The sequence below is a fragment of the Kitasatospora sp. McL0602 genome (assembly GCF_052076145.1).
In the GTDB taxonomy this organism is placed as follows: Bacteria; Actinomycetota; Actinomycetes; order Streptomycetales; family Streptomycetaceae; genus Kitasatospora.
The window spans coordinates 1,606,124-1,630,569 of sequence record NZ_CP197246.1; the positions used below are offsets into that span (position 1 = coordinate 1,606,124).

Annotated in this window: 16 protein-coding genes, 3 rRNA genes and 1 pseudogene; 4 read left to right on the plus strand and 16 right to left on the minus strand. The window is 69.6% G+C overall.

The window, feature by feature from the left end; genetic code table 11:
• Window positions 1-414: 414 nt before the first annotated feature.
• Window positions 415-2,352, plus strand: a complete 1,938-nt coding sequence (locus tag ACR68M_RS07420) for a glycoside hydrolase family 15 protein (protein WP_441249637.1) — start codon at window positions 415-417, stop codon at window positions 2,350-2,352.
• Window positions 2,353-2,370: 18 nt separating this feature from the next.
• On the opposite strand, the gene ACR68M_RS07425 is transcribed toward ACR68M_RS07420, so the two are convergent.
• From ACR68M_RS07425 to yczE, 3 genes are all read right to left on the minus strand, one after another.
• Window positions 2,371-3,540, minus strand: a complete 1,170-nt coding sequence (locus tag ACR68M_RS07425; RefSeq protein WP_441249638.1) for a glycosyltransferase family 4 protein — start codon at window positions 3,538-3,540, stop codon at window positions 2,371-2,373.
• 176 nt (window positions 3,541-3,716) lie between these two features.
• Window positions 3,717-5,492, minus strand: a complete 1,776-nt coding sequence (recN, locus tag ACR68M_RS07430; RefSeq protein WP_441249639.1) for a DNA repair protein RecN — start codon at window positions 5,490-5,492, stop codon at window positions 3,717-3,719.
• Window positions 5,493-5,540: 48 nt separating this feature from the next.
• Window positions 5,541-6,164, minus strand: a complete 624-nt coding sequence (yczE, locus tag ACR68M_RS07435) for a membrane protein YczE (protein ID WP_441249640.1) — start codon at window positions 6,162-6,164, stop codon at window positions 5,541-5,543.
• Window positions 6,165-6,272: 108 nt separating this feature from the next.
• Here yczE and yczR point away from each other — a divergent pair, with 108 nt between their 5' ends.
• Window positions 6,273-7,736, plus strand: a complete 1,464-nt coding sequence (gene yczR, locus ACR68M_RS07440) for a MocR-like transcription factor YczR (RefSeq protein ID WP_441249641.1) — start codon at window positions 6,273-6,275, stop codon at window positions 7,734-7,736.
• A 29-nt stretch (window positions 7,737-7,765) separates the two neighbouring features.
• Here the strand turns inward: yczR and ACR68M_RS07445 are convergent, their stop codons facing one another.
• The 5 genes from ACR68M_RS07445 to ACR68M_RS07465 all read right to left on the minus strand — a co-directional run bounded on the left by ACR68M_RS07445 (window position 7,766) and on the right by ACR68M_RS07465 (window position 10,929).
• A complete protein-coding gene (locus ACR68M_RS07445) occupies window positions 7,766-8,296 on the minus strand; it encodes an MOSC domain-containing protein (protein ID WP_441251533.1) in 531 nt (176 codons plus the stop codon).
• Window positions 8,297-8,312: 16 nt separating this feature from the next.
• Window positions 8,313-9,215: an NAD kinase gene (locus tag ACR68M_RS07450; protein WP_441249642.1), complete on the minus strand. Its 903-nt coding sequence runs from the start codon at window positions 9,213-9,215 to the stop codon at window positions 8,313-8,315.
• A 93-nt stretch (window positions 9,216-9,308) separates the two neighbouring features.
• On the minus strand, window positions 9,309-10,115 hold the full coding sequence (locus ACR68M_RS07455) for a TlyA family RNA methyltransferase (RefSeq protein WP_441251534.1): 807 nt from the start codon (window positions 10,113-10,115) through the stop codon (window positions 9,309-9,311).
• A gap of 66 nt (window positions 10,116-10,181) precedes the next feature.
• Complete coding sequence (locus ACR68M_RS07460; RefSeq protein ID WP_441249643.1) at window positions 10,182-10,331, minus strand: hypothetical protein; 150 nt, start codon at window positions 10,329-10,331, stop codon at window positions 10,182-10,184.
• Entirely contained in the window at window positions 10,324-10,929 is a 606-nt protein-coding gene (locus ACR68M_RS07465) for a hypothetical protein (protein ID WP_441249644.1), read from the minus strand. The genes ACR68M_RS07460 and ACR68M_RS07465 overlap by 8 nt, the downstream gene beginning before the upstream one ends.
• Window positions 10,930-11,083: 154 nt before the next feature.
• On the opposite strand from ACR68M_RS07465, the gene ACR68M_RS07470 reads away from it, so the two are divergent.
• Complete coding sequence (locus ACR68M_RS07470) at window positions 11,084-11,431, plus strand: sterol-binding protein (protein WP_441249645.1); 348 nt, start codon at window positions 11,084-11,086, stop codon at window positions 11,429-11,431.
• A gap of 122 nt (window positions 11,432-11,553) precedes the next feature.
• Here ACR68M_RS07470 and ACR68M_RS07475 read toward each other — a convergent pair whose 3' ends face one another.
• Both ACR68M_RS07475 and ACR68M_RS07480 read right to left on the minus strand, forming a co-directional pair.
• Entirely contained in the window at window positions 11,554-12,603 is a 1,050-nt protein-coding gene (locus tag ACR68M_RS07475; RefSeq protein WP_441249646.1) for an HAD-IIA family hydrolase, read from the minus strand.
• 33 nt (window positions 12,604-12,636) lie between these two features.
• The gene (locus ACR68M_RS07480; protein ID WP_441249647.1) at window positions 12,637-13,119 is read right to left on the minus strand and encodes a tetratricopeptide repeat protein; all 483 of its coding nucleotides are present in this window, start codon (window positions 13,117-13,119) and stop codon (window positions 12,637-12,639) included.
• A 102-nt stretch (window positions 13,120-13,221) separates the two neighbouring features.
• Here ACR68M_RS07480 and ACR68M_RS07485 point away from each other — a divergent pair, with 102 nt between their 5' ends.
• Window positions 13,222-14,592 carry a DUF1015 family protein gene (locus ACR68M_RS07485; protein WP_441249648.1) on the plus strand — a complete coding sequence of 457 codons (1,371 nt, stop codon included), beginning with the start codon at window positions 13,222-13,224 and terminating at the stop codon, window positions 14,590-14,592.
• 95 nt (window positions 14,593-14,687) lie between these two features.
• Here the strand turns inward: ACR68M_RS07485 and ACR68M_RS07490 are convergent, their stop codons facing one another.
• The 6 genes and pseudogenes from ACR68M_RS07490 to tyrS all read right to left on the minus strand — a co-directional run bounded on the left by ACR68M_RS07490 (window position 14,688) and on the right by tyrS (window position 24,336).
• Window positions 14,688-15,563: a hypothetical protein gene (locus ACR68M_RS07490; RefSeq protein ID WP_441251535.1), complete on the minus strand. Its 876-nt coding sequence runs from the start codon at window positions 15,561-15,563 to the stop codon at window positions 14,688-14,690.
• A gap of 276 nt (window positions 15,564-15,839) precedes the next feature.
• A pseudogene (locus tag ACR68M_RS07495) lies at window positions 15,840-16,373 on the minus strand (DEAD/DEAH box helicase); the annotation flags it as partial.
• A 916-nt stretch (window positions 16,374-17,289) separates the two neighbouring features.
• Window positions 17,290-17,406: ribosomal RNA gene (gene rrf / locus ACR68M_RS07500) — 5S ribosomal RNA — on the minus strand.
• A gap of 138 nt (window positions 17,407-17,544) precedes the next feature.
• Window positions 17,545-20,669, minus strand: a 23S ribosomal RNA gene (locus ACR68M_RS07505).
• Between the two features lie 287 nt (window positions 20,670-20,956).
• A 16S ribosomal RNA gene (locus ACR68M_RS07510) occupies window positions 20,957-22,476 on the minus strand.
• Together the 16S, 23S and 5S rRNA genes form the textbook arrangement of a ribosomal RNA operon.
• Window positions 22,477-23,067: 591 nt before the next feature.
• A complete protein-coding gene (gene tyrS / locus ACR68M_RS07515; protein ID WP_441251536.1) occupies window positions 23,068-24,336 on the minus strand; it encodes a tyrosine--tRNA ligase in 1,269 nt (422 codons plus the stop codon).
• Window positions 24,337-24,446 lie beyond the last annotated feature (110 nt).

Consider the following 24,446-nt stretch of genomic DNA (forward strand, 5'->3'; position numbering starts at 1 on the left):
GCTGCTCCGACGCGCCCCCGGCGCGCTCCCCGCACACCCGTCCGGGTGGTGCCGGGAGGGCCCACGGGCCAAGCGGCAGGGGCCCGGAGGGATCAGCTCCGGATGGCTCGGAAGGATCATCGGGGATGCTCCACTCGGACCACTTTGGATTCATCTTGGTGTGACTGCGGCCAGACGGGGCGCTCTCCACGTGCCCCGCCCCACCCCACCGACGTATCCTGCACGGACGCATCGCCGACAGCAGAGCACGCGGGAGGGCGAGGGGGTCAGGACGACGCCTCTCGGTCCCCGATGCGCGACCGGACACCTCCCGTACCAGTTCACCGTGAGCGCCCTGTCTTCCTGGGTGTCCGGCCGCGCAGCACCCCCGCTCCCCGCCGTCGGGCGCCGCCGACTTGCGAACTGGAGACCCACGTGGCCGGCCGTATCGAGGATTACGCACTCATCGGGGACATGCAGACCGCAGCCCTGGTCAGCAGGGACGGGGCGGTCGACTGGCTCTGCCTCCCCAGATTCGACTCCCCGGCCGTCTTCGCCGGGCTGCTGGGCACCGATGAACACGGATTCTGGCGGCTCGGCCCGGCCGAGCCCGTCGGCGGCACCACCCCGGTCGTCCCCCGTCCGGCCCCCGCCCAGCCGGGTGACGAGCAGCCGGCCGTGCCGCCGACCGCCGCCGCCCCCGCGCTGCCCGCCGACCGCCGGCGCTACCGGGGCGACTCGCTGATCCTCGAACAGGAGTGGGACACCCAGGGCGGCAGCGTCCGGGTGATCGACTTCATGCCGCGGCGCCCGCTCGCCGGGGTCGACTCGGTGCCGCAGATGATCCGGATCGTCGAGGGCGTCTCGGGCCGGGTCCGGATGCGCTCCGCCCTGCGGATGCGGTTCAGCTACGGCCGGGTGGTGCCCTGGGTGCACCGCGTCGAGCAGCCCGACGGCAGCCGCCGCACCGCCGCCGTCGCCGGGCCCGACTCCGTCTGGCTCGACGGCGAGGCCGAGACCTACGGCCGCGACCTCACCACGTACGCCGACTTCACCGTCGCCGCCGGGGAGCGGATCGCCTTCGCGCTCACCTGGCAGGCCTCCCACCTGCCCGCCCCCAGCACGCCGGACGCCGAGCAACTGCTGGCCGAGACCATGGAGTTCTGGCAGGACTGGGTCGGCCAGTGCACGTACCAGGGCCCGTACCGCGAGGCCGTGGTCCGCTCGCTGATCACCCTCAAGGGCCTCACCTACGCCCCCACCGGCGGCATCGTCGCCGCCCCCACCACCTCGCTGCCCGAGGACATCGGCGGCGAGCGGAACTGGGACTACCGCTACACGTGGCTGCGGGACGCCGCCATCACCCTCTCCTCGCTGCTGCGCACGGGCTACCGCGAGGAGGCCCGCGCGTGGCGTGAGTGGCTGCTGCGGGCCGTCGCGGGCGACCCGGAGAACCTGCAGATCATGTACGGCATCGCGGGCGAGCGCGAACTCACCGAGTCCTCCCTCGACTGGCTGCCCGGGTACGAGGGCTCGCAGCCCGTCCGGGTCGGCAACGGCGCGGCCGGGCAGCTCCAGCTCGACGTCTACGGCGAGGTCGTCGAGGCCCTGCACCTGGCCCACATGACCGGGCTGACCCGCAACGACCACGCCCACCACCTCCAGCTGAAGCTGATCAGCTACCTGGAGCAGCACTGGCAGGAGCCCGACGAGGGCATCTGGGAGGTCCGGGGCCCCCGGCGGCACTTCGTGCACTCCAAGGTGATGGCCTGGGTCGCCGTCGACCGCACCATCAAGCTGATCGAGCAGTCCCCCGCCGACGGCCCGCTGGAGCGCTGGCGCGAGCTGCGGGACACCATCCACCGGGACGTCTGCGAGAAGGGCTACGACGCCGAGCGCAACACCTTCACCCAGTACTACGGCGGGCAGGAGCTGGACGCCTCGCTGCTGCTCATCCCGCAGGTCGGCTTCCTCCCGCCGGACGACAAGCGCGTCATCGGCACCATCGAGGCGATCCAGCGCGAGCTGTCCACCGAGGACGGCTTCGTGCTGCGCTACCCGACCCACGACGACGAGGGCAACAACGTCGACGGCCTCTCCGGCCACGAGGGCGCCTTCCTGGCCTGCTCCTTCTGGCTCGCCGACGACCTCGCGATGATCGGCCGCGTCCAGGAGGCCCGCGAGCTCTTCGACAAGCTGCTCTCGCTGCGCAACGACGTCGGTCTCCTCGCCGAGGAGTGGGACCCGCGGGCCAAGCGCCAGGTCGGCAACTTCCCGCAGGCCTTCAGCCACGTCCCCCTGATCGACACGGCGCTGCGCCTCACCGCCTGCGCGGGCGCCTACCTCTCGACCCAGCAGCAGGCCACGGTCTGACGTGCCCTGGCCGGGGGCTCACCTCGATCGCTGGACCAGCTCGTCGTAGGTCGAGAGCACCTGCGCGACGGTGGCTGCCTCGTCCGGCCAGGTCTCGGCCTGGAGGCGGCCGGCCGTGGCGAGGGCGGAGCGCCGGGCCGGGTCGGCGAGCAGGTCCCGGACGGCGGTGCCCAGCGCCGCCGGGTCGCCGTACGGGACGAGGACGGCGGCGTCGCCGACCAGCTCGGGGATGCCGCCGACGGCGGTGGAGACGACCGGGACACCGGCCCGCATGGCCTCCTGGACGACCAGTGAGCGGGCCTCCCAGCGGCTGCTGAGGACGACCAGGTCGGCCGCGGCCAGCAGGTCGGGGACGTCGGTGCGGTAGCCGAGCAGGTCGACGGGCAGGCCCTCGGCGGCGATCCGCTCCCGCAGGTCGGCGCCCTCGGCGCCCTCACCGGCGATCAGCAGCAGGGCGTCGTTGCCGAACCGCCGGACGGCGTCCAGCAGCAGGCCGAAGGACTTCTGCTGGACGAGGCGGCCGATCGCCAGCACCACCGGCCGGTCCGCCCGGCCCCCGAGCAGCTTCGCGCGGGCGGCCTCGCGGCCCAGCTCGCCGGGCGGCATCGGGGGCGCCGCGACGGGGCCCAGCCGGGCGTCGGAGGCGCCGAGTTCGCGGGCGCGGGCGACGAGGTCGGAGGAGGCGCCGAGGACGAGGTCGGCGGCGCGGGCGACCCTGCGCTCCATCAGGCGCTGGAGGCGGCGCTCCATGCCGGTGGCGAGCATCGCGTGGTGCGAGGTGACGACCAGCGGGGTCTCCGGCCGCAGGCCCGGGAAGCGCCCGGCGGTGCGCAGCGCGAGGTCGGAGAGCAGCCCGGCCCGCAGGCCGTGGGCGTGCACGACGTCGGCGCCGGTGAAGGCCCGGCGGAGTTCGCCGATGGCGGCGGCGTCACTGCGGGCCCCGGCGGTGGGCGTGATGTCGACGAGGTGGAAGCGGGCGCCGGTGCGGGAGAAGCCGAAGAGGGCGTCCGTCCCGGCGGGGGCGCAGACCGTCACGCCGATGCCGTGTGCGACCAGGCCCTGGGCCAGGGAGCGGCAGTGTGCGCCGATGCCGCCGGTGCTGGCGGCGAGGACGAGCACCACGTGCAGCTGTCCCTGCTCGGCTCGCTCGCGCTCGGGTGCGGTGGCCCTGGTGACGGATTGGTCCACGTCGTCGCTCCGACTTCGTTCACGAACTCACGCCGCAGCGGGTGTGGCCCGCGAGCGGCGCTCGGGACTGGGGTGCCAGTGTCCAGCCGCCACCATGCCAGGTCGGGCGGCTTCTTGGACAGTCGACGCTCGCGGCCGGGTCGGAGAGCTTGGCCCGGCCCACCCGGTGGTGTCGGTCAGTGCCCGCGTGGCGCACGCGCTGCGGCGAGCAGCTCCTCCGCGTGCGCACGGCCGAGTTCCGAGTCCTCCAGACCGGCCAGCATCCGGGAGAGTTCGCGTACCCGTTGCTCGTCCGTCAGCACCTTGACGCCGCTGCGGGTGACGGTGCCGTCGCTGGTCTTCTCGACCACCAGGTGGCGGTCGGCGAAGGCCGCGACCTGCGGAAGGTGCGTGACGACGACGACCTGGGCGCTCTGCGCGAGCTTGGCGAGACGCCGGCCGATCTCGACCGCGGCCTTGCCGCCGACGCCGGCGTCGACCTCGTCGAAGAGGTAGGTGGGCACCGGGTCGGCCCCGGCGAAGACCACCTCGACGGCGAGCATCACCCGGGAGAGTTCACCGCCCGAGGCGCCCTTGGCGATCGGGCGCGGCACGGCCCCCGGGTGCGGGGCGAGGAGCACCTCGACTTCGTCGACTCCGTGCGGACCGTAGGCGACGGCGCGGCCGTCCAGCTCGATGCCGGCCGGGTCGTCCACCAGGGCCAGGTCGAAGGTCACCCGGGCGTGCGGCATGGCGAGTTCGGCCAGCTCGGCGGAGACGGCCTCGGCGAAGCGGCCGGCGGCGGCGTGCCGGGCGGCCGAGACCACTGCCGCCAGCTCGGCCAACTCGGTGCGCAGTGCGTTCTCCTGGGCGCCGAGCTCGTCGATCCGGTCGTCGTCGCCGTCGAGTTCGGCGAGCCGGGCGGCGCCCGCCTCTGCCCACTCCAGCACCTCGGCGAGGGTGTTCTCCGTGCCGCCGTACTTGCGCAGCAGCTGGGCGAGCACGGCCCGGCGGTCCTCGACGGCGGCGAGGCGTACGGGGTCGGCGTCCAGGTCGTCGGCGTACCCGGCGAGGTCGCCGCTGACGTCGGCGAGCAGGTAGCCGACCTCACCGAGGCGCTCGGCGAGGGCGCCGAGGCGCTCGTCGTGGCTGCGGACGCCCTCCAGGGCGCGGCGGGCCTGGGCGAGCAGGGTGCCCGCGTCGACGGAGTCGGGCTCGGTGGGGTCGCCCGCGAGGGCGGCGTGGGCCTGGGTGGCGGCGAAGGAGAGCGCGTCGGCGTGGCCGAGCCGCTCGGCCTCGGCGGCGAGTTCGACGTCCTCCCCGGCGAGCGGTTCGGCGGCGGCGATCTCGTCCAGGCCGAAGCGCAGCAGGTCGGCCTCCTGTGCGCGCTCGCGGGCCCGGGTGGTCAGTTGCTCCAGCGTCGCGGCGCACTCCCGCAGGGCCCGGTAGACCTCGCGGTAGCGGGCCAGCGGGGTGGCGACGGCCTCACCCGCGTACCGGTCCAGCGCGCCGCGCTGGCGGGCCGGGCGCAGCAACCGCTGCTGGTCGGTCTGGCCGTGCACGGCGATCAGGTCCTCGCCGAGCTCGGCGAGCAGGCCGACGGGCACGCTCCGGCCGCCGACGTGGGCGCGGGAGCGGCCCTCGGCGGAGACGGTGCGGCTGATCAGCAGCTCGCCGTCGTCCATCTCGGCCCCCGCCTCCAGGGCGCGGACGGCGGCCGGTGAGCCCTCGGGCAGCGTCATCCGGCCCTCGACCACCGCCCGCTCGGCGCCCCGGCGCACCAGGCCAGGGTCGGCCCGGCCACCGAGCAGCAGACCGAGGCTGGTCACCACCATGGTCTTGCCCGCACCGGTCTCACCCGTCACCGCCGTGAAGCCCGGTGCCAGTTCGACCACTGCGTCGTCGATGACGCCAAGATCCCGTATCCGCATCTCGTCCAGCACGGAGACGACCTTACGAGGTCCGACCCCCATCGCGCGACGAGCGGCCGAGCCCCGGGGGCAAGTTCATCCCTTCCGGGCCTACTCCGGCACCGTGCACCAACGCAGGAAGAACTGTGCCAGCGGCCCGATCGCCAGAGCGTAGAGCACCGTGCCGACACCGGCCGATCCGCCGAGCAGCAGGCCGAGCGCGAGCACCGTCAGTTCGATTCCGGTGCGGATCAGCCGCAGCGAGCGGCCGGTGCGGCGGTGCAGGCCCGTCATCAGACCGTCGCGCGGCCCGGGGCCGAGCCGGGCGCCGATGTAGAGGCCGGTGGCGAGGCCGTTGAGCAGGATGCCGACGGCCAGCAGCGCGGCCCGCGACGGCCAGCCGGCGGGGGTGGCGACCAGGCCGAGGGTGAGGTCCATGGCCGCACCGAGGATCAGCACGTTGCCGACCGTCCCGACGCCGGGGCGCTGGCGCAGCGGGATCCAGAACAGCAGGACGGCGGCGCCGGTGAGGGTGACCCAGGTGCCCATGCTGAGGCCGAAGTGCAGGCGCAGGCCCTGGTGCAGGACGTCCCAGGGGTTCACGCCGAGGGCCGCGCGCATCATCAGCGCCATGCTGGAGCCGTAGAGCGCGAGGCCCAGCAGCAGCTGCGGGAGACGGCGCCCGAGGCGGGCGCCGTGCCAGGAAGTGGGGGCTGGGAAGGAGCTGACGGCCATCGGGGTTCCTCGCTGTTGGTGCTGGCGGCTCCAGGGCCGCAGTGCCATGATGGGCAGCCAGACCGGGCCACCTCCAGGGCCAATCCAAGCCAAGTGGACTCATATCTCATGGCCGAATGGCAGAGCACCGTGACCCCGACCGCGCTCGCCCGCCTGCTGGGCACCACCCCGACGACCACGCCGCGCCCCGCCTACCAGCGCCTGGCCACCCAGATCCGGACCCTCGTCTCACAGGGCCGCCTCCCGGTCGGCGCCCGCCTCCCCGCCGAACGCGAGCTGGCCCTCGCCCTCGCCCTCAGCCGCACCACCGTCGCCACCGCGTACGAGACCCTGCGCGCCGACGGCTACCTGCGCAGCCGCCGGGGCTCCGGCAGCTGGACGGCCCTCCCCGAGGGCAGCCGGCCCCCCAGCGACGCCCTGCACCCCGTCCCGCCCGACGAGAGCGGCCGCACCCTCGACCTCGGCGTCGCCGCCCTCCCCGCCCCGCAGCCGTACCTCGGCCAGGCCGCCTCCCGGGCCCTCGAACAGCTCCCCGCGTACGCCGCCGGGCACGGCCACTTCCCCACCGGCGTCCCCGTCCTGCGGGAGGCCGTCGCCCGCCGGTTCACCGAACGCGGGCTGCCCACCACGCCCGACCAGATCCTCATCACCACCGGCGCGATGGGCGCCCTCCACCTCGCCCGCCAGGCCCTGCTGAGCCGCGGCGACCGCGTCGCCGTCGAAGCCCCCAGCTACGCCCACACCCTCCAGTCGCTCCAGCAGGACGGCGCCCGGCTGGTGCCCGTCCCGCACACCTGGCCCGGCGGCCCGACCGAGCAGCCGTGCTGGGACACCGCCGAGTGGCAGCGGGTACTGCGCGGCGCGGCCCCCCGGGCGGCCTTCGTCATCCCCGACTTCCACAACCCCACCGGCGCCCTCGTCGACGAGGAGCAGCGCCGGGCCCTGCTCGCCGCCGCCCGCACCGCAGGCACCACCGTCATCGTCGACGAGACCCTCGCCGAACTCGACTGGGACACCGACACCATGCCCCGGCCCACGGCCGCCCTCGACCGCGCCGCCCAGGTGGTCACCATCGGCTCCGCCGGGAAGATCCTCTGGGGCGGCCTACGGATCGGCTGGCTCCGCGCCCAGCCCTCACTGATCCGCCGACTGGCCAACGACCGGGCCTTCACCGACCTCGGCACACCCGTCCTCGACCAGCTGATCGCGGCCGAGCTGCTCACCGAGCACCTCCCCGCCGTCCGGGCCCACCAGCACCACCGCCTGCGCAGCAGCGCCTACGCCCTGGCAGCAGCCCTGCGCGCCCAACTGCCGGACTGGCAGTTCGCCTTCCCCGCCGGCGGCCTCTGCCTCTGGCTCTCCACCGGCCCGCACTCGGGCTCGGCCCTGGCCAAGGCCGGTGACCGGCAGGGCCTGCGCCTGGCAGCCGGCGCCCGCTTCGGCATCGACGGCGCCTTCGAGCACCACCTCCGCCTACCGCTCACCGTCACCCCGGCCGACGCCCCCACCGCCATCGCCCGCCTCGCCGCAGCAGGCCCCACCGGGGAAGACACCCCACCCCCGGCACTGTGACCACTCAGAGCAACCGCAGCAGGGGCTGGTCAGACGCGTTCCAGCGCCTCGAACGGCCCGTCCGGCAGGACCACCTTCACGGCGTCCCCCGGCCGGATCTCCCCGCCGGCCAGGACGACACCCATCACCCCGGCCTTCCGCACCACCTGCCCGGCCTCGTCCCGGCCCACCACCAGCCGCAGCAGCCCGTCCTGGAAGCCGTCGATCTGCAGGCACGGGTTCCGCAGGCCCGTCACCTCGACCACCGCCTCCGGCCCGAGGTGCAGCTGCGCCCCGCGCGGCAGCCCCAGCAGGTCGACCCCGCGGGTGGTGACGTTCTCCCCCAACTCCCCTGCCCGGACGGCGTGTCCGGCCTGCTCCAGCTCGTCGAACAGCTCCTCGTGCATCAGGTGCACCTGCCGGAGATTCGGCTGCGTCGGGTCCTGCGCGACCCGTGAGCGGTGCTTGACCGTCACCCCGAGGTGCGCGTCCCCCTCGACGCCGAGCCCGGCCAGCAGCCGCACACTCGGCTCGTTCGGCTTGCTGAACTCGTGCCCGCCACTACGGCTCACCGCCGTTATCCGACCGCCCACGGTCTCAACACCCTCCCGCTCGGCCACGCCAACCCGTCACCGGGAGCGCGAACTTCGCCACCAGCCGGTCCGTGAACGGCGCCCGGTGCAGCCGCGCCAGCCGGACCGGCCGGCTACCCCGGCGGACCTCCACCCGTGCCCCGGCGGGCAGTTCGACCGAGCGCCGCCCGTCGCACCACAGCACCCCGTGCGGGGTCTTCGGCTGCACCTCCACCGCCAGCACCGAGTTCGGCGAGGTCACCAACGGCCGCGCGAACAGCGCGTGCGCGCTGATCGGCACCATCAACAGCGCCTCCACCTCCGGCCACACCACCGGCCCGCCCCCCGAGAACGCGTACGCCGTCGACCCCGTGGGCGTCGAGAGCACCACACCGTCGCAGCCGAAGTTGGAGACCGGACGGCCGTCGACCTCCGTCACCACCTCCAACATCCGCTCCCGGGCGGCCTTCTCGATCGACGCCTCGTTCAACGCCCAGTCCTCGTGCACCACATCGCCGTTGGTGCGCACCAGCACGTCGAGGGTCATCCGGTCCTCGATCTCGTAGTCGGCCTTCACCACCCGCTCGACCACCACCGCGAGATCGTCCCGCTCCGCCTCGGCCAGGAAGCCCACCCGGCCCAGGTTGATCCCGAGCATCGGCAGCCCCGACTCGCGGGCCAGCTCCGCCCCCCGCAGCAGCGTCCCGTCCCCGCCCGCGACCAGGATCAACTCGCAGCCGTCGGCGGCGCCGTGGCCCCCGGGCACCAGCTCCACCCCGTCCGGGAGGTCCAGCCCCACGGCCTCGGCGGCGAGCAGCCTGATCCTGACCCCGGCCTTGAGCAGGCCGTGCACCAGCCCCTCGACGCTGCGAAGCGCCGCCTCCCGCCCGGTGTGCGCAATCAGGAAGACCGTACGTTCGTCGCTCATGCTGCTGCCCTCTCCCTACGCCTCGCCGGATCGCCGCTGGCCCGGTCACGGCCGCCACGGCACCCCGCAGCAGTCGGACGTCTGCCAAGTACCCTACTGGGGGCCTTCGGCCACAGCCCGGTCCGCCTCCGCCGGGTCGAGCTGCGGAGCCCCCCGGCGCAGCCACAGGAAGTACTCGACGTTGCCCGAAGGGCCCGGCAGCGGGCTCGCCGTGACCGCCACGACACCCAGCCCGAGCGCCCACGCCTGGTCGGCGACCCGGCGGACCATCTCGGCCCGCAGCTCGGGGCTGCGCACCACACCGCCGCTGCCGAGCCGCTCCTTGCCGATCTCGAACTGCGGCTTGACCATCATCACCAGGTCGGCGTCCTCGGCGCAGCAGCCCGCCAGGGCGGGCAGCACCAGGCCCAGCGAGATGAACGACAGGTCGCCGACCACCAGGTCGACCGGCGTCCCGCCGATCTGCTCCAAGGTCAGCTCCCGGACGTTCGTCCGGTCCATCACCGTCACCCGCTCGTCGCTCTGCAGCGACCAGGCGAGCTGGCCGTAGCCGACGTCCACCGCCAGCACGTGCACGGCACCGGCCCGCAGCAGCACGTCGGTGAACCCACCGGTCGACGCACCCGCGTCCAGCGCCCGGCGGCCCTCGACCACCAGCCCCTGCGGCACGAAAGCCGCGAACGCACCCGCCAGCTTGTGGCCGCCGCGCGACACGTAGTCCGGGTCGTTCTCGTCCTTGGCCACCACCACGGCCGCGGAGGTCTCCACCTGGGTCGCCGGCTTGCTCGCGGTGGTGCCGCCGACCGTCACCCGCCCGGCCGCGATCAGCTCACTCGCGTGCTCCCGCGAACGGGCCAGATTGCGTCGGACGAGCTCCGCGTCGAGTCGGCGTCGTGCCACTGCCACTGGTGCTTCAGCTCCTGCTGCTACGTACCGCTACTTGACCACCGGCCGGTCGGCCGGTCACTACGCCTGATCGAGCCCGGTCAGGGTCTCCACGAGCCGCTGGTGTACATCTTCGTACACCGCGACGTGCTCCCCCGTCCCCACCCCGTCCAACTCCGCCAACCGCTCCAACGCGGCGTCGACCTCGGCCTGCCCGGTCGGCTCAGCCATCCTTCGCCGTCGCCTTCTTCGCCGCAGCCTTCTTCGCGGGCGCAGCCTTCTTCACAGCGGTCTTCTTCGCCACCGTCTTCTTTGCCACCGCCGTCTTCTTCACAGCGGTGTTCTTCACCATCGCCGTCTTCACTGCCACCACAGGCTCAGGCTCGGGCTCAGGCACCGCCTCGAAGGCCGGCTCCTCCTCGGGTACGGGCTCCGCCTCCCAGCCCGCCTCGAACAGGCCCTCGGCCCGGCCCTCCGGCTGCGCCGGGGCCTCGTCGACGTCCCGCAGCCTGCTCTCCAGATAGCCGAGCACCACGCCGACCTTCACCACCTGGTCGCCGACCCGCTCGAAGATCCGCTCCACCTCGCTCCGCGCGACGCCGACCGCCAGGTCGACTCCGGCCCGGCCGACCGTCACTGCCTCCCCGGCCAGCATCTGGAGCGACTTCACCGACGGCGGGAACTGCTCCGCCACCACCCGCTCGACCACCGCGACGTCGACCCCGCTGCGCTCCAGCAGCCCGGTCGCCGCCCCGACCGCCCGCCGGGTGGCCTCCTCCGTGAGCTCGACAGCCAACGCCGTCACCCCGCGCACCGCATCCCGCAGCATCCGCCTGCCTCCTCCGAGCCTCGCAACACCCACCGGGCCCCGCCCGGACATACCGGGCACCCGCCACGACGCTACCCCCTCCGGCCCTCCCGCCGCTGGCGTTCCCGGCTCGGGTAGCGTGGCGCCGACCGCACCGGCAAGGAGAGCAACGACGATGGCCAGCACCGAGCAGTGCCGCGAGGCCCTGGACCAACTGAGCCGCAACCTGGCCGGCGCCAACGGCGACGTCCGCAAGGCCGCCACCCTCGACCGCTCCCTGACCTGCCGCCTCACCGACCTCGACGTGACCTTCTCCGGCCGCCTCCAGGACGGCCGCATCACCGACGTCACCCAGACCCCCGGCCCCCCGCCGGCCAAGGCCGAGATCCGCCTCACCATGACCTCCGACGACCTCGTCGCCATGGTCGGCGGCACCCTCCCCTTCGCCTCCTCCTGGGCCACCGGCCGCATCAAGCTCGAAGCCGGCCTCCGCGACCTGCTCCGCCTCCGCAGCCTGCTCTGACTCCCCGAGCAGCCGGAACAGGGGCGCGGGGACCTGCGCGAGGGCGGAAGCCACCGAACCGCCGCTCCCGCCCCACACCGCCATCCGCGCCCCCGGGGGCCGATCAGGGCGGATGCGCTCCCCTACAGCCCCAGCTCCGCCAGCGCCTTGCGCCCGTCCGCCCCAGCGCCGCCGGCGCCCCCCGCGTCGGCCCAGCGCCAAGCGGCCCCGCACAGCGCCCGCAGCCCGTCGTACGCGTCCCCGGCCCCGCCGAGCCGCAGCACGCCGTCCTCGACCCACGCCGAGTACCCGCCGCAGCCGTACCGCCCGTCCCCCAGGTCCTCGACGGCCACGTGTGCCACCAGCAGGCCCCGCAGGTCGGCGGCCAGGTAGGTCGGCCGGTGCGGCACCGTCGCGGCGAGCACGTCCGCGGCCGTCGTCACGCCGGTGAACACCAGCAGGCTGTCGACACCCCCGTTGAACGCGCCCTCGATGTCGGTGTCCAGCCGGTCGCCGACCACCAGCGGCCGCCGCGCACCCGTCCGGATGACCGTCTCGCGGTGCATCGGCGGCAGCGGCTTCCCGGCGACCTCCGGCTCGACACCCGTGGCCGTCCGGACGGCCGCCACGAGCGTCCCGTTGCCGGGCGCGATCCCGCGCGCCGTCGGCACCGTCAGGTCGGTGTTCGAAGCCACCCACGGCAGACCGGCCGACACCGCGTACGAGGCCTCCGCCAGGTCGTGCCACCCCACCGACGGGTCGTAGCCCTGCACCACCGCGACCGGGCCCTCCGCCAGCGAGCGGACGGCCGTCAGCCCGTGCTCGGCCAGCGCCTCGACCAGCCCGGCACCACCGACCACCAGCACCTTCGACCCGGCCGGCACCTTGTCCGCGACCAGCCGCGCCGCCGCCTGCGCCGAGTTGATCACGTCGGCGGCCTCGGCCGGCACCCCCAGCTCGGTCAGGTGCTCGGCCACCACCCGAGGCGGCCGCGAGGCGTTGTTGGTCACGTACGCCAGCCGCATCCCGGCCACCCGAGCCGCCGCCAGCGCGTCCACGGCGTGCTCGATCGCGTACGGCCCGGCGTAGACCACACCGTCGAGGTCCAGCAGCGCGGTGTCGTACGCCTCCGTCAGCGGGCGGTCGGAGCCCCCGGGTGCGGTGCGGTGCTGCCCATCTGCCGTGTCCGTCATGCCTGCCCTACCTCGTCCTGATCGCTGTCGACATCACGTGGAGTCACCGGCATGCCCCGAGTACCCGGGCGCACCCGGCAGCAACGGCCCGTACTCCCCGGCGCGCGCTGCCAGCGTCGCGCGGGTCTGCCGCAGCGCTGCCCGGTAGTGCTCGGCCTCCGGCCGCATCGCGACCGCCAGCGCCAGATGCTCGGCCGAGGTCTCGAAATCCCCCAGCCTGGCCGCCGCGACGCCCCACCCGAACTGAGCGTAGTCGTCCGACGGATCGGCCAGCGCCACCGCCCGGAAGTTCTCCAGCGCCGCCGCGAACAGCCCGGCGTCGAACTGCGAACGCGCCAACGTCTCCCGGATGCTCCGCGAGTGCGGCTCCGCCGCCGCCGCTCTCGCCAACAACTGCTCGGCAGCCGCCGGATGCCCCTGCTCCAACAGCTTCGCCCCCCGGCGGAACCAGTCGTACACGTCGCCCTCCGGCACGCCAGACCGGCCGCCGCCCACCTGCTCCACCCCGTCGTCCATCCCGTACCCCGCTCCCGGCCCGGCCCCGGCCCCGGCTCGTCACCTGACACTTCTCGGCACTCTTGATCTCTGAACAACGCATACCCGGTTACCATGCCCAGAATGAGTGCACCCAGTGCAGATACCGGAGCGGAGTCTCCGACCGGCGGCCCCGGCGATCCCGGGCATGTCGCCACCGCAGGGCTGTCCCTGTCCCCCTTCCGCGGCCTGCGGTACGTCCCGGACCGGGTCGGCACCCTGGCGGCGGTCACCTCGCCTCCGTACGACGTCGTCGACCCCAACCGGCGGCTCGACCTGGAGACGGCCGACCCCCACAACATCGTCCGGCTGATCCTCCCCAGGCCCGAGCCCGACGACAGCGGCCACCGCCCCGACCGCGACACCCGCTACCGGCACGCCGCCCGGCTGCTCGCCGAGTGGCAGCGCGAGGGCGTGCTCTCCGCCGACGACGAACCGGCGCTGTACGTCTACGAGCAGCGCACCAGCGCCGACTTCCCCGGCGGCGAGCTGCTCCAGCGCGGCCTGATCGGCGCCCTCGCCGTCAGCGGCAGGGAGGCCGGCGTCGTGCTCCCGCACGAGGACGTGATGCCCCGCCCGGTCGCCGACCGCGTCGGCCTGATGCGCACCACCAAGGCCAACCTCGAACCGCTGCTGCTCACCTACCGAGGCCACGGCGACGCCGCCGCCGTGATCGAGCGCACCGTCACGGGCGAACCGCTGCTCACCACGACCACCAGCGACGGCACCCACCACCGCCTCTGGGCCGTCACCGACCCGGCCGAGCTCGCCGAGGTCGCCCGCGACCTGGCCACCTGCCGCGCGCTGATCGCCGACGGGCACCACCGCTGGGAGATGTACCTGCGCCTCCAGCGCGAGCACCGCCACCTCCCCCGCAGCCCCTGGGACAGGGGGCTCGTCCTGCTGGTCGACACCGCCCGCTACCCGCTCCGGGTCCGCGCCATCCACCGCGTGCTCTACCGGCTGCCCGTCGACCAGGCCCTGGCCGCGCTCGGCGACCACTGGCAGGTCAAGGAGGTCCCCGGGCCGCTGGACACCGCGCTCCAGGCCCTCGCCGAGGCCAAGCGGCAGGGCGGCAACTGCTTCCTGCTCACCGGCGGCGACAACGTCTTCTGGCTGCTCAGCGAGCCCGACGAGGCCCTGCTCGCGCAGACCGTACCGCCCGGCAAGCCCGAGGAGTGGCGCCGCCTGGACGCCACCGTGCTGCACGCCACCCTGCTCGACCACACCTGGCGTGTCCCGGACGGCCCCGACGACATCGGCTACCTGCACACCGCCGTCTCCGCCGAGCGCGAGGCCGCCCGCACCGGGGGCACCGCCGTACTGCTCAGCCCGGTCAAGGAGAGCGTCGTCCGCCGGCTGGCCGAGCAGGGCGTGACGATGCCCCGCAAGTCGACCTCCTTCGGCCCGAAGCCCGCCACCGGTCTGGTCCTGCGCAGCCTCGAACTGGGCTGACCCGACAGACCCGTTGAACGAGAAAGGGCCCTGCCGGTCACCCGGCAGGGCCCTTCGTTCACACCTGGTCAGACCGCACCCGGTCAGACAGCCGGTCAGCGCTGCTGCTGGCCCCGGTCGTCGTCCTCGTCGATCTCGAGGTCGTCCTCGTCGTAGTACTCCTCGACGTCTTCCTCGTCCTCGTAGATGTCGCGGTTGTCGCCGGTGTCGTCCACCGCGACCTTCGCACGCGGCGCGGCCGACCGGTCGGGGCCGTCCTGCGACTCCTCGTCGTCCTCACCCTCAAGCTCGGGGTCGAGAGCGTCGACGAACTCCAGGCCGTCGATCTCGGCCAGCCGCTCGGAGGCGTTGGTCGAACCGTCCGTGTCGGCCTCGGCAGCCTTGGCGAACCAGTCGCGCGACTCCTCGCCACGCCCGGCCGCGATCAGCGCCTCGGCGTAGGCGTACCGCAGACGGGCCGTCCACGGGTGGATCGTGCTGGAGCCCAGCTCAGGGCTCTGCAGCGTCACCACGGCCGCCTCGAACTGGCCCATGTCACCACGCGCGCCGGACGCGACCAGGCGCATCTCGACCTGCCCGGCCTTGTCGAGCTGCTTGACCTCGGGCTCGCCGGCCATCGCCAGCGCCTTCTCCGGGCGGCCGAGGCCGCGCTCGCAGTCGGCCATCACGGGCCAGAGATCCACCCGGCCGGTCATCCGACGCGCCGCACGGAACTCGGTCAGCGCCTCGGCGTACCGCTGCGTCACGTACGAGGCGAAGCCCGCCGCCTCACGGACGGAGGCCACGCGGGAGGCCAGCCGCAGAGCGACGCGGGAGTACTTGTACGCGTCCTCCGGCTCGGAGTCGAGCAGCCGGGCGACCATCACCAGGTTGCGCGCCACGTCGTCGGCCAGCGTCTTCGGCAGGCTCTTCAGGTCCTGGCGGACATCGGCGTCGATCTCAAAGCCGGTGACGTCCTCCGGGATCGGCATCCGGTGCACGGGCTCGTAGTTGCCCCGGCGGTCGTCGTAGTCCTGACGGTCGTCCCGGCGCGGGCCACGGTCATCGCGGTTGTAACCGCCACCGGAGGGACGGCCACCACGGTCATCGCGGTTGTAACCGCCACCGGAGGGACGGCCTCCACGGTCGTCACGGCTGTAGCCACCGGACGGACGGTCACCACGGTCGTCGCGGCGCGGGCCACGGTCATCGCGGTTGAACCCACCGGAGGGACGGCCGCCACGGTCGTCACGGTTGAAGCCGCCCGAGGGACGGTCGTCCCGACGGAAGCCACCACCGGAGGGACGGTCATCGCGGTTGAACCCGCCACCCGACGGACGGCCACCACGATCGTCACGGTTGAACCCGCCCGACGGACGGTCGTCGCGGCGCGGCCCACGGTCGTCACGGTTGAAGCCGCCCGAGGGACGGTCGTCCCGACGGAAGCCACCACCGGAGGGACGGTCATCGCGGTTGAACCCGCCACCCGACGGACGGTCATCCCGACGCGGGCGGTCGTAACCACCGGACGGACGGTCGTCACGGTTGAACCCGCCCGACGGACGGTCGTCGCGGCGCGGCCCACGGTCGTCACGGTTGAAGCCGCCCGAGGGACGGTCGTCCCGACGGAAGCCACCACCGGACGGACGGTCATCGCGGTTGAACCCGCCACCCGACGGACGACCACCACGATCGTCACGGTTGAACCCGCCCGACGGACGGTCGTCGCGACGCGGCCCACGGTCGAAACCACCCGACGGACGGTCACCACGGTCGTCGCGGCGCGGGCCACGGTCGTCACGGTTGAACCCACCGGACGGACGGTCATCGCGACGGAAGCCACCACCCGACGGACGGTCACCACCGAACGAACGACCACCACGGTCGTCACGGTCACGGTTGAAACCGCCACCCGACGGACGGTCGTCACGGTTGAAACCGCCACCCGAGGGGCGGCCACCACGGTCATCGCGGTTGAAACCGCCACCAGACGGGCGGCCACCACGATCGTCACGGTTGAAACCGCCACCAGACGGGCGGCCACCACGGTCATCGCGGTTGAAACCGCCACCAGACGGACGACCGCCACGATCGTCACGGTTGAAACCGCCACCAGACGGGCGGCCACCACGGTCATCGCGGTTGAACCCGCCACCCGACGGACGACCGCCACGATCGTCACGGTTGAAACCGCCACCCGAGGGGCGGCCACCACGATCGTCACGGTTGAAACCGCCACCAGACGGACGACCGCCACGGTCATCGCGGTTGAAGCCGCCACCACTGGACGGACGGTCGTCACGGTTGTAACCGCCGCCGCCGGAGGGACGACCGCCACGGTCATCCCGGTTGTAGCCACCGCCCGTCGGGCGATCGCCACGGTCGTCGCGGCGCGGCCCACGGTCGTTCGACCAGCTCCCACGCGACCGGGAGTCTTGGCCGCGGCCGTCGTCCGATCGACGCTCGGGACGGTCCTGGGGAGGGTACGACATCGTGGTGACTCCTTCTGCTGCTCTGCTGCACCGTGCTACCGAGACGAGGTCATCGCCCGGCACGGTCTGATGCGGGCCACCTGGCCACACACCATCTCCATTGTCCGACATACCGGGCCGTCCCGCGTTGTGCGGCACCGGCCGACCGGCTGTCGGGTACGTCCAGAAAAAACAAAAAGGCCGTGGGCCCCAGCGAATCGCTGGGGCCCACGGCCTTTGAATAATTGTTCGGCGGCGTCCTACTCTCCCACAGGGTCCCCCCTGCAGTACCATCGGCGCTACGAGGCTTAGCTTCCGGGTTCGGAATGTAACCGGGCGTTTCCCTCGTGCTATGACCACCGAAACCCTATCGGGTATTCAGCGAAACACACTTTTTAGTTGATAAGTGTTTTCTTGAATCGTGGCTGAGTCGATTGAATCGACTCGGTTGCCGGCGATAGCTGTTCGCTACCCGGGAACCACACAGTGAACGCGAGCGTCTGAGGACAAGCCCTCGGCCTATTAGTACCGGTCAGCTCCACCCCTTACAGGGCTTCCACATCCGGCCTATCAACCCAGTCGTCTACTGGGAGCCTTACCCTCTCAAGGAGGTGGGAACATTCATCTCGAAGCAGGCTTCCCGCTTAGATGCTTTCAGCGGTTATCCCTCCCGAACGTAGCCAACCAGCCATGCCCTTGGCAGGACAACTGGCACACCAGAGGTTCGTCCGTCCCGGTCCTCTCGTACTAGGGACAGCCCTTCTCAATATTCCTACGCGCACAGCGGATAGGGACCGAACTGTCTCACGACGTTCTAAACCCAGCTCGCGTACCGCTTTAATGGGCGAACAGCCCAACCCTTGGGACCTACTCCAGCCCCAGGATGCGACGAGCCGACATCGAGGTGCCAAACCATCCCGTCGATATGGACTCTTGGGGAAGATCAGCCTGTTATCCCCGGGGTACCTTTTATCCGTTGAGCGACGGCGCTTCCACAAGCCACCGCCGGATCACTAGTCCCTGCTTTCGCACCTGCTCGACCCGTCGGTCTCACAGTCAAGCTCCCTTGTGCACTTACACTCAACACCTGATTGCCAACCAGGCTGAGGGAACCTTTGGGCGCCTCCGTTACTCTTTAGGAGGCAACCGCCCCAGTTAAACTACCCACCAGACACTGTCCCTGATCCGGATCACGGACCCAGGTTAGACATCCAGCACGACCAGAGTGGTATTTCAACGACGACTCCACAACAACTGGCGTTGCCGCTTCAAAGTCTCCCACCTATCCTACACAAGCCGAACCGAACACCAATATCAAGCTATAGTAAAGGTCCCGGGGTCTTTCCGTCCTGCTGCGCGAAACGAGCATCTTTACTCGTAATGCAATTTCACCGGGCCTATGGTTGAGACAGTCGAGAAGTCGTTACGCCATTCGTGCAGGTCGGAACTTACCCGACAAGGAATTTCGCTACCTTAGGATGGTTATAGTTACCACCGCCGTTTACTGGCGCTTAAGTTCTCAGCTTCGCCACACCGAAATGTGACTAACCGGTCCCCTTAACGTTCCAGCACCGGGCAGGCGTCAGTCCGTATACATCGCCTTACGGCTTCGCACGGACCTGTGTTTTTAGTAAACAGTCGCTTCTCGCTGGTCTCTGCGGCCGGCCCCAGCTCACCGAGTAAATCGGATCACCAGTTCCGGCCCCCCTTCTCCCGAAGTTACGGGGGCATTTTGCCGAGTTCCTTAACCATAGTTCACCCGAACGCCTCGGTATTCTCTACCTGACCACCTGAGTCGGTTTGGGGTACGGGCCGCCATGAAACTCGCTAGAGGCTTTTCTCGACAGCATAGGATCATCCACTTCACCACAATCGGCTCGGCATCAGGTCTCAGCCTTAATGAGTGACGGATTTGCCTATCACTCGGCCTACACCCTTACCCCGGGACAACCACCGCCCGGGTTGGACTACCTTCCTGCGTCACCCCATCGCTCACCTACTACCCTGTTGGGTCAGCGGCTCCACCACGTCCCATTGTCCGAAGACTCCGGGCCGGCTTCACGGCTTTAGCATTCAGAGGTTCGACGTTGGCGCTTCAAAGCGGGTACGGGAATATCAACCCGTTGTCCATCGACTACGCCTGTCGGCCTCGCCTTAGGTCCCGACTTACCCTGGGCAGATCAGCTTGACCCAGGAACCCTTGGTCAATCGGCGCAAGAGTTTCCCACTCTTGTATCGCTACTCATGCCTGCATTCTCACTCGTGAACCGTCCACAACTGGATTCCTCCGCTGCTTCACCCGGCACACGACGCTCCCCTACCCATCACAGCAGGCGTTGGCCCTTAATGCTGCAATGACACGACTTCGGTGGTGTGCTTGAGCCCCGCTACATTGTCGGCGCGGAATCACTTGACCAGTGAGCTATTACGCACTCTTTCAAGGATGGCTGCTTCTAAGCCAACCTCCTGGTTGTCTCTGCGACTCCACATCCTTTCCCACTTAGCACACGCTTAGGGACCTTAGTCGGTGTTCTGGGCTGTTTCCCTCTCGACCATGGAGCTTATCCCCCACAGTCTCACTGCCACGCTCTCACTTACCGGCATTCGGAGTTTGGCTAAGGTCAGTAACCCGTTGAGGCCCATCGCCTATCCAGTGCTCTACCTCCGGCAAGAAACACGTGACGCTGCACCTAAATGCATTTCGGGGAGAACCAGCTATCACGGAGTTTGATTGGCCTTTCACCCCTAACCACAGGTCATCCCCCAGGTTTTCAACCCTGGTGGGTTCGGTCCTCCACACGGTCTTACCCGCGCTTCAACCTGCCCATGGCTAGATCACTCCGCTTCGGGTCTTGGGCGTGCAACTAGGGTCGCCCTATTCGGACTCGCTTTCGCTACGGCTACCCCACACGGGTTAACCTCGCTACACACCGCAAACTCGCAGGCTCATTCTTCAAAAGGCACGCAGTCACGAGACAGATGGGCAAGCCCACTGTCCGACGCTCCCACGGCTTGTAGGCACACGGTTTCAGGTACTATTTCACTCCGCTCCCGCGGTACTTTTCACCATTCCCTCACGGTACTATCCGCTATCGGTCACTAGGGAATATTTAGGCTTAGCGGGTGGTCCCGCCAGATTCACACGGGATTTCTCGGGCCCCGTGCTACTTGGGAGAAGCTCAAGCAAGCCGTACAGATTTCGTCTACGGGGGTCTTACCCTCTACGCCGGACCTTTCGCATGTCCTTCGACTACCCATACGGTTTCTGACTCGCCGACCGGCCGGCAGACCGATCAAGAACTTTCCCACGACCCCGCACTGGCAACCCCTGCCGGGTATCACACCAGAACGGTTTAGCCTCATCCGGTTTCGCTCGCCACTACTCCCGGAATCACGGTTGTTTTCTCTTCCTGAGGGTACTGAGATGTTTCACTTCCCCTCGTTCCCTCCACACACCCTATGTGTTCAGGTGCGGGTGACAGCCCATGACGACTGCCGGGTTCCCCCATTCGGAAACCCCCGGATCAAAGCCTGGTTGACGGCTCCCCGGGGACTATCGCGGCCTCCCACGTCCTTCATCGGTTCCTAGTGCCAAGGCATCCACCGTGCGCCCTTAAAAACTTGGCCACAGATGCTCGCGTCCACTGTGCAGTTCTCAAACAACGACCAGTCACCCACCCTCAGACCCTCAACTGAGGACCCTCGAGTAGGACCGGCATCTCTGAAGCAACAACCACCGAAGTGGCCGTTCCCTCAGGACCCAACAACGTGCCCGACACACCCGACCGATAACCCGCCTTCCACGCCCCGAAGGACAGTACTAACGGAACCAACCGTGTGTGCCGAATAGTCAACGTTCCACCCATGAGCAACCGTGCGAGACATTCGCTCGCATCCGGCTATGTGCTCCTTAGAAAGGAGGTGATCCAGCCGCACCTTCCGGTACGGCTACCTTGTTACGACTTCGTCCCAATCGCTGGTCCCACCTTCGACGGCTCCCTCCCAAGGGTTAGGCCACCGGCTTCGGGTGTTACCGACTTTCGTGACGTGACGGGCGGTGTGTACAAGGCCCGGGAACGTATTCACCGCAGCATGCTGATCTGCGATTACTAGCAACTCCAACTTCATGGGGTCGAGTTGCAGACCCCAATCCGAACTGAGGCCGGCTTTTTGGGATTCGCTCCGCCTCGCGGCATCGCAGCCCTTTGTACCGACCATTGTAGCACGTGTGCAGCCCAAGACATAAGGGGCATGATGATTTGACGTCGTCCCCACCTTCCTCCGAGTTGACCCCGGCAGTCTCCTGTGAGTCCCCATCACCCCGAAAGGCATGCTGGCAACACAGAACAAGGGTTGCGCTCGTTGCGGGACTTAACCCAACATCTCACGACACGAGCTGACGACAACCATGCACCACCTGTATACCGACCACAAGGGGGCGACCATCTCTGGCCGTTTCCGGTATATGTCAAGCCTTGGTAAGGTTCTTCGCGTTGCGTCGAATTAAGCCACATGCTCCGCTGCTTGTGCGGGCCCCCGTCAATTCCTTTGAGTTTTAGCCTTGCGGCCGTACTCCCCAGGCGGGGAACTTAATGCGTTAGCTGCGGCACCGACGACGTGGAATGTCGCCAACACCTAGTTCCCACCGTTTACGGCGTGGACTACCAGGGTATCTAATCCTGTTCGCTCCCCACGCTTTCGCTCCTCAGCGTCAGTAATGGCCCAGAGATCCGCCTTCGCCACCGGTGTTCCTCCTGATATCTGCGCATTTCACCGCTACACCAGGAATTCCGATCTCCCCTACCACACTCTAGCCTGCCCGTATCGAATGCAGACCCGAGGTTAAGCCTCGGGCTTTCACATCCGACGTGACAAGCCGCCTACGAGCTCTTTACGCCCAATAATTCCGGACAACGCTCGCACCCTACGTATTACCGCGGCTGCTGGCACGTAGTTAGCCGGTGCTTCTTCTGCAGGTACCGTCACTTGCGCTTCTTCCCTGCTGAAAGAGGTTTACGACCCGAAGGCCTTCATCCCTCACGCGGCGTCGCTGCATCAGGCTTTCGCCCATTGTGCAATATTCCCCACTGCTGCCTCCCGTAGGAGTCTGGGCCGTGTCTCAGTCCCAGTGTGGCCGGTCGCCCTCTCAGGCCGGCTACCCGTCGTCGCCTTGGTAGGCCATTACCCCACCAACAAGCTGATAGGCCGCGGGATCATCCTGCACCGCCGGAGCTTTCCACCAACCCCCATGCGGAGGAAGGTCATATCCGGTATTAGACCTCGTTTCCAAGGCTTGTCCCAGAGTGCAGGGCAGATTTCCCACGTGTTACTCACCCGTTCGCCACTAATCCACCCGAAGGCTTCATCGTTCGACTTGCATGTGTTAAGCACGCCGCCAGCGTTCGTCCTGAGCCAGGATCAAACTCTCCGTGAATGTTTTCCGGATATCCGGTTCACACTCGCGTTGAGCGGCACGACAACCACCGGAATAGGCGGCCCCGTGCACTGCGTCCTCGCTGTGTTTTATTACTAAAGGAATCTCCAACCCGGAACGCCGAAACGATCCAGGCCGGGGATGTCAACATATCTGGCGTTGACTTTTGGCACGCTGTTGAGTTCTCAAGGAACGGACGCTTCCTTCAAGCCGCTCTCGCAAGCTCTCCGGGCGCTTCGTTCTTTCGTGTTTCAAGCTTATCAGACGTTTTCCGCTCCGCTTTCCGGAGTTTCATTCATTCCGATTTACTCGGTGCCTTTCGGCGCTCCCGAACTCTATCAGAGTTATCGGAGCTGCTTTCTCGCTCGAAACTCTCGAAAAAGCGCGCGCCGAACCGCTCATCTGATTCGGGGTTCCACCTGTGATCTCAGTCGGACCGGGCGAGCCGAGCGGCTCTCCCGTGTGTCCGTCCGTAACAGGCGGCTCGGACTACGTTAGGGCAACGAAAGGGCTCCGTCAAACACCGAGGGGCCGGATCTGACTCGATCCGGCCCCTCGGGTCCGTACTCACTGCTCAGCTGCGGTGCACTTTCAGCCAGTCGGGTTCAACTCGATGGCTGCCAGGTTGCGCTTGCCCCGGCGCAGCACGAGCCAGCGGCCGTGCAGCAGGTCGGTGGCGGCGGGGATGGTCTCCTCGTCGGTGACCTTGGCGTTGTTGAGGTAGGCGCCGCCTTCCTTCACCGTGCGGCGGGCGGCCGAACGGCTGGGGGCGAGACCGGCCTCGACCAGGAGGTCGACGACGGGGAGCAGCTCGGTGACGGTCGCCTTGGGGACCTCGGCGAGGGCGGCGGCCAGGGTGGCGGCCTCCAGTTCGGCGAGGTCGCCCTGGCCGAAGAGGGCCTTGGAAGCGGCGACGGCACGCTCGTACTGGTCCGCGCCGTGGAGCATCGTGGTGAGCTCCTCGGCAAGGGCGCGCTGGGCCAGCCGGGCCTGCGGACGGTCGATCGTCTCGCGCTCCAGCTCCTCGATCTCCTCCCGCGAGCGGAAGGAGAAGATCCGGAGGAAGTTGGGGACGTCCCGGTCGTCCATGTTCAGCCAGAACTGGTAGAACGCGTACGGGGTGGTCAGCTCCGGGTCGAGCCAGACCGTGCCGGTCTCCGTCTTGCCGAACTTGGTGCCGTCCGCCTTGACGATCAGCGGGGTCGCGACCAGGTGGACGGACTTGCCCTCGGCCTTGCGGATGAGGTCGCTGCCGGCCGTGAGGTTGCCCCACTGGTCGCTGCCGCCGGTCTGAAGGGTGCAGTTGTAGCGGCGGTTCAGCTCCAGGTAGTCCATGCCCTGGAGGATCTGGTAGCTGAACTCGGTGTAGCTGATGCCGGCGTCGGAGTTGAGCCGTCGGGCGACGGCCTCCTTGGCGATCATGTTGTTGACGCGGAAGTACTTGCCCACGTCACGCAGCAGGCCGATCGCCGACATGCCGGACGTCCAGTCCAGGTTGTTGACCATCCGGGCCGCGTACTCGCCCTCGAAGTCGAGGAGCTTCGAGATCTGGCCGCGGAGGCGGTCGACCCAGGCGGCGACCGTCTCGACGTCGTTGAGGACGCGCTCGGCGGTGGGCTTGGGGTCGCCGATCAGGCCGGTGGCTCCGCCGACCAGGCCGAGCGGGAAGTTACCGGCCAGCTGGAGGCGGCGCATGGTGAGGATCTGCACGAGGTTGCCCAGGTGCAGGCTCGGGGCCGTCGGGTCGAAGCCGCAATAGAACGTGACCGGGCCGTCCGCGAACGCCTTGCGCAGTGCGTCCTCGTCGGTGGACAGGGCGATCAGGCCTCGCCACCGCAGCTCGTCGACGATGTCCGTCACGGTCACGCTTCTCCTTCGGTCGGGCGCCAGGTGTTGTTCGGCGGCCCGGCCATCGGGCCCCTCGCCTGGACGACTCCAGCGTTCTAGAGAGTACGCGTTCGTGGCCAGCG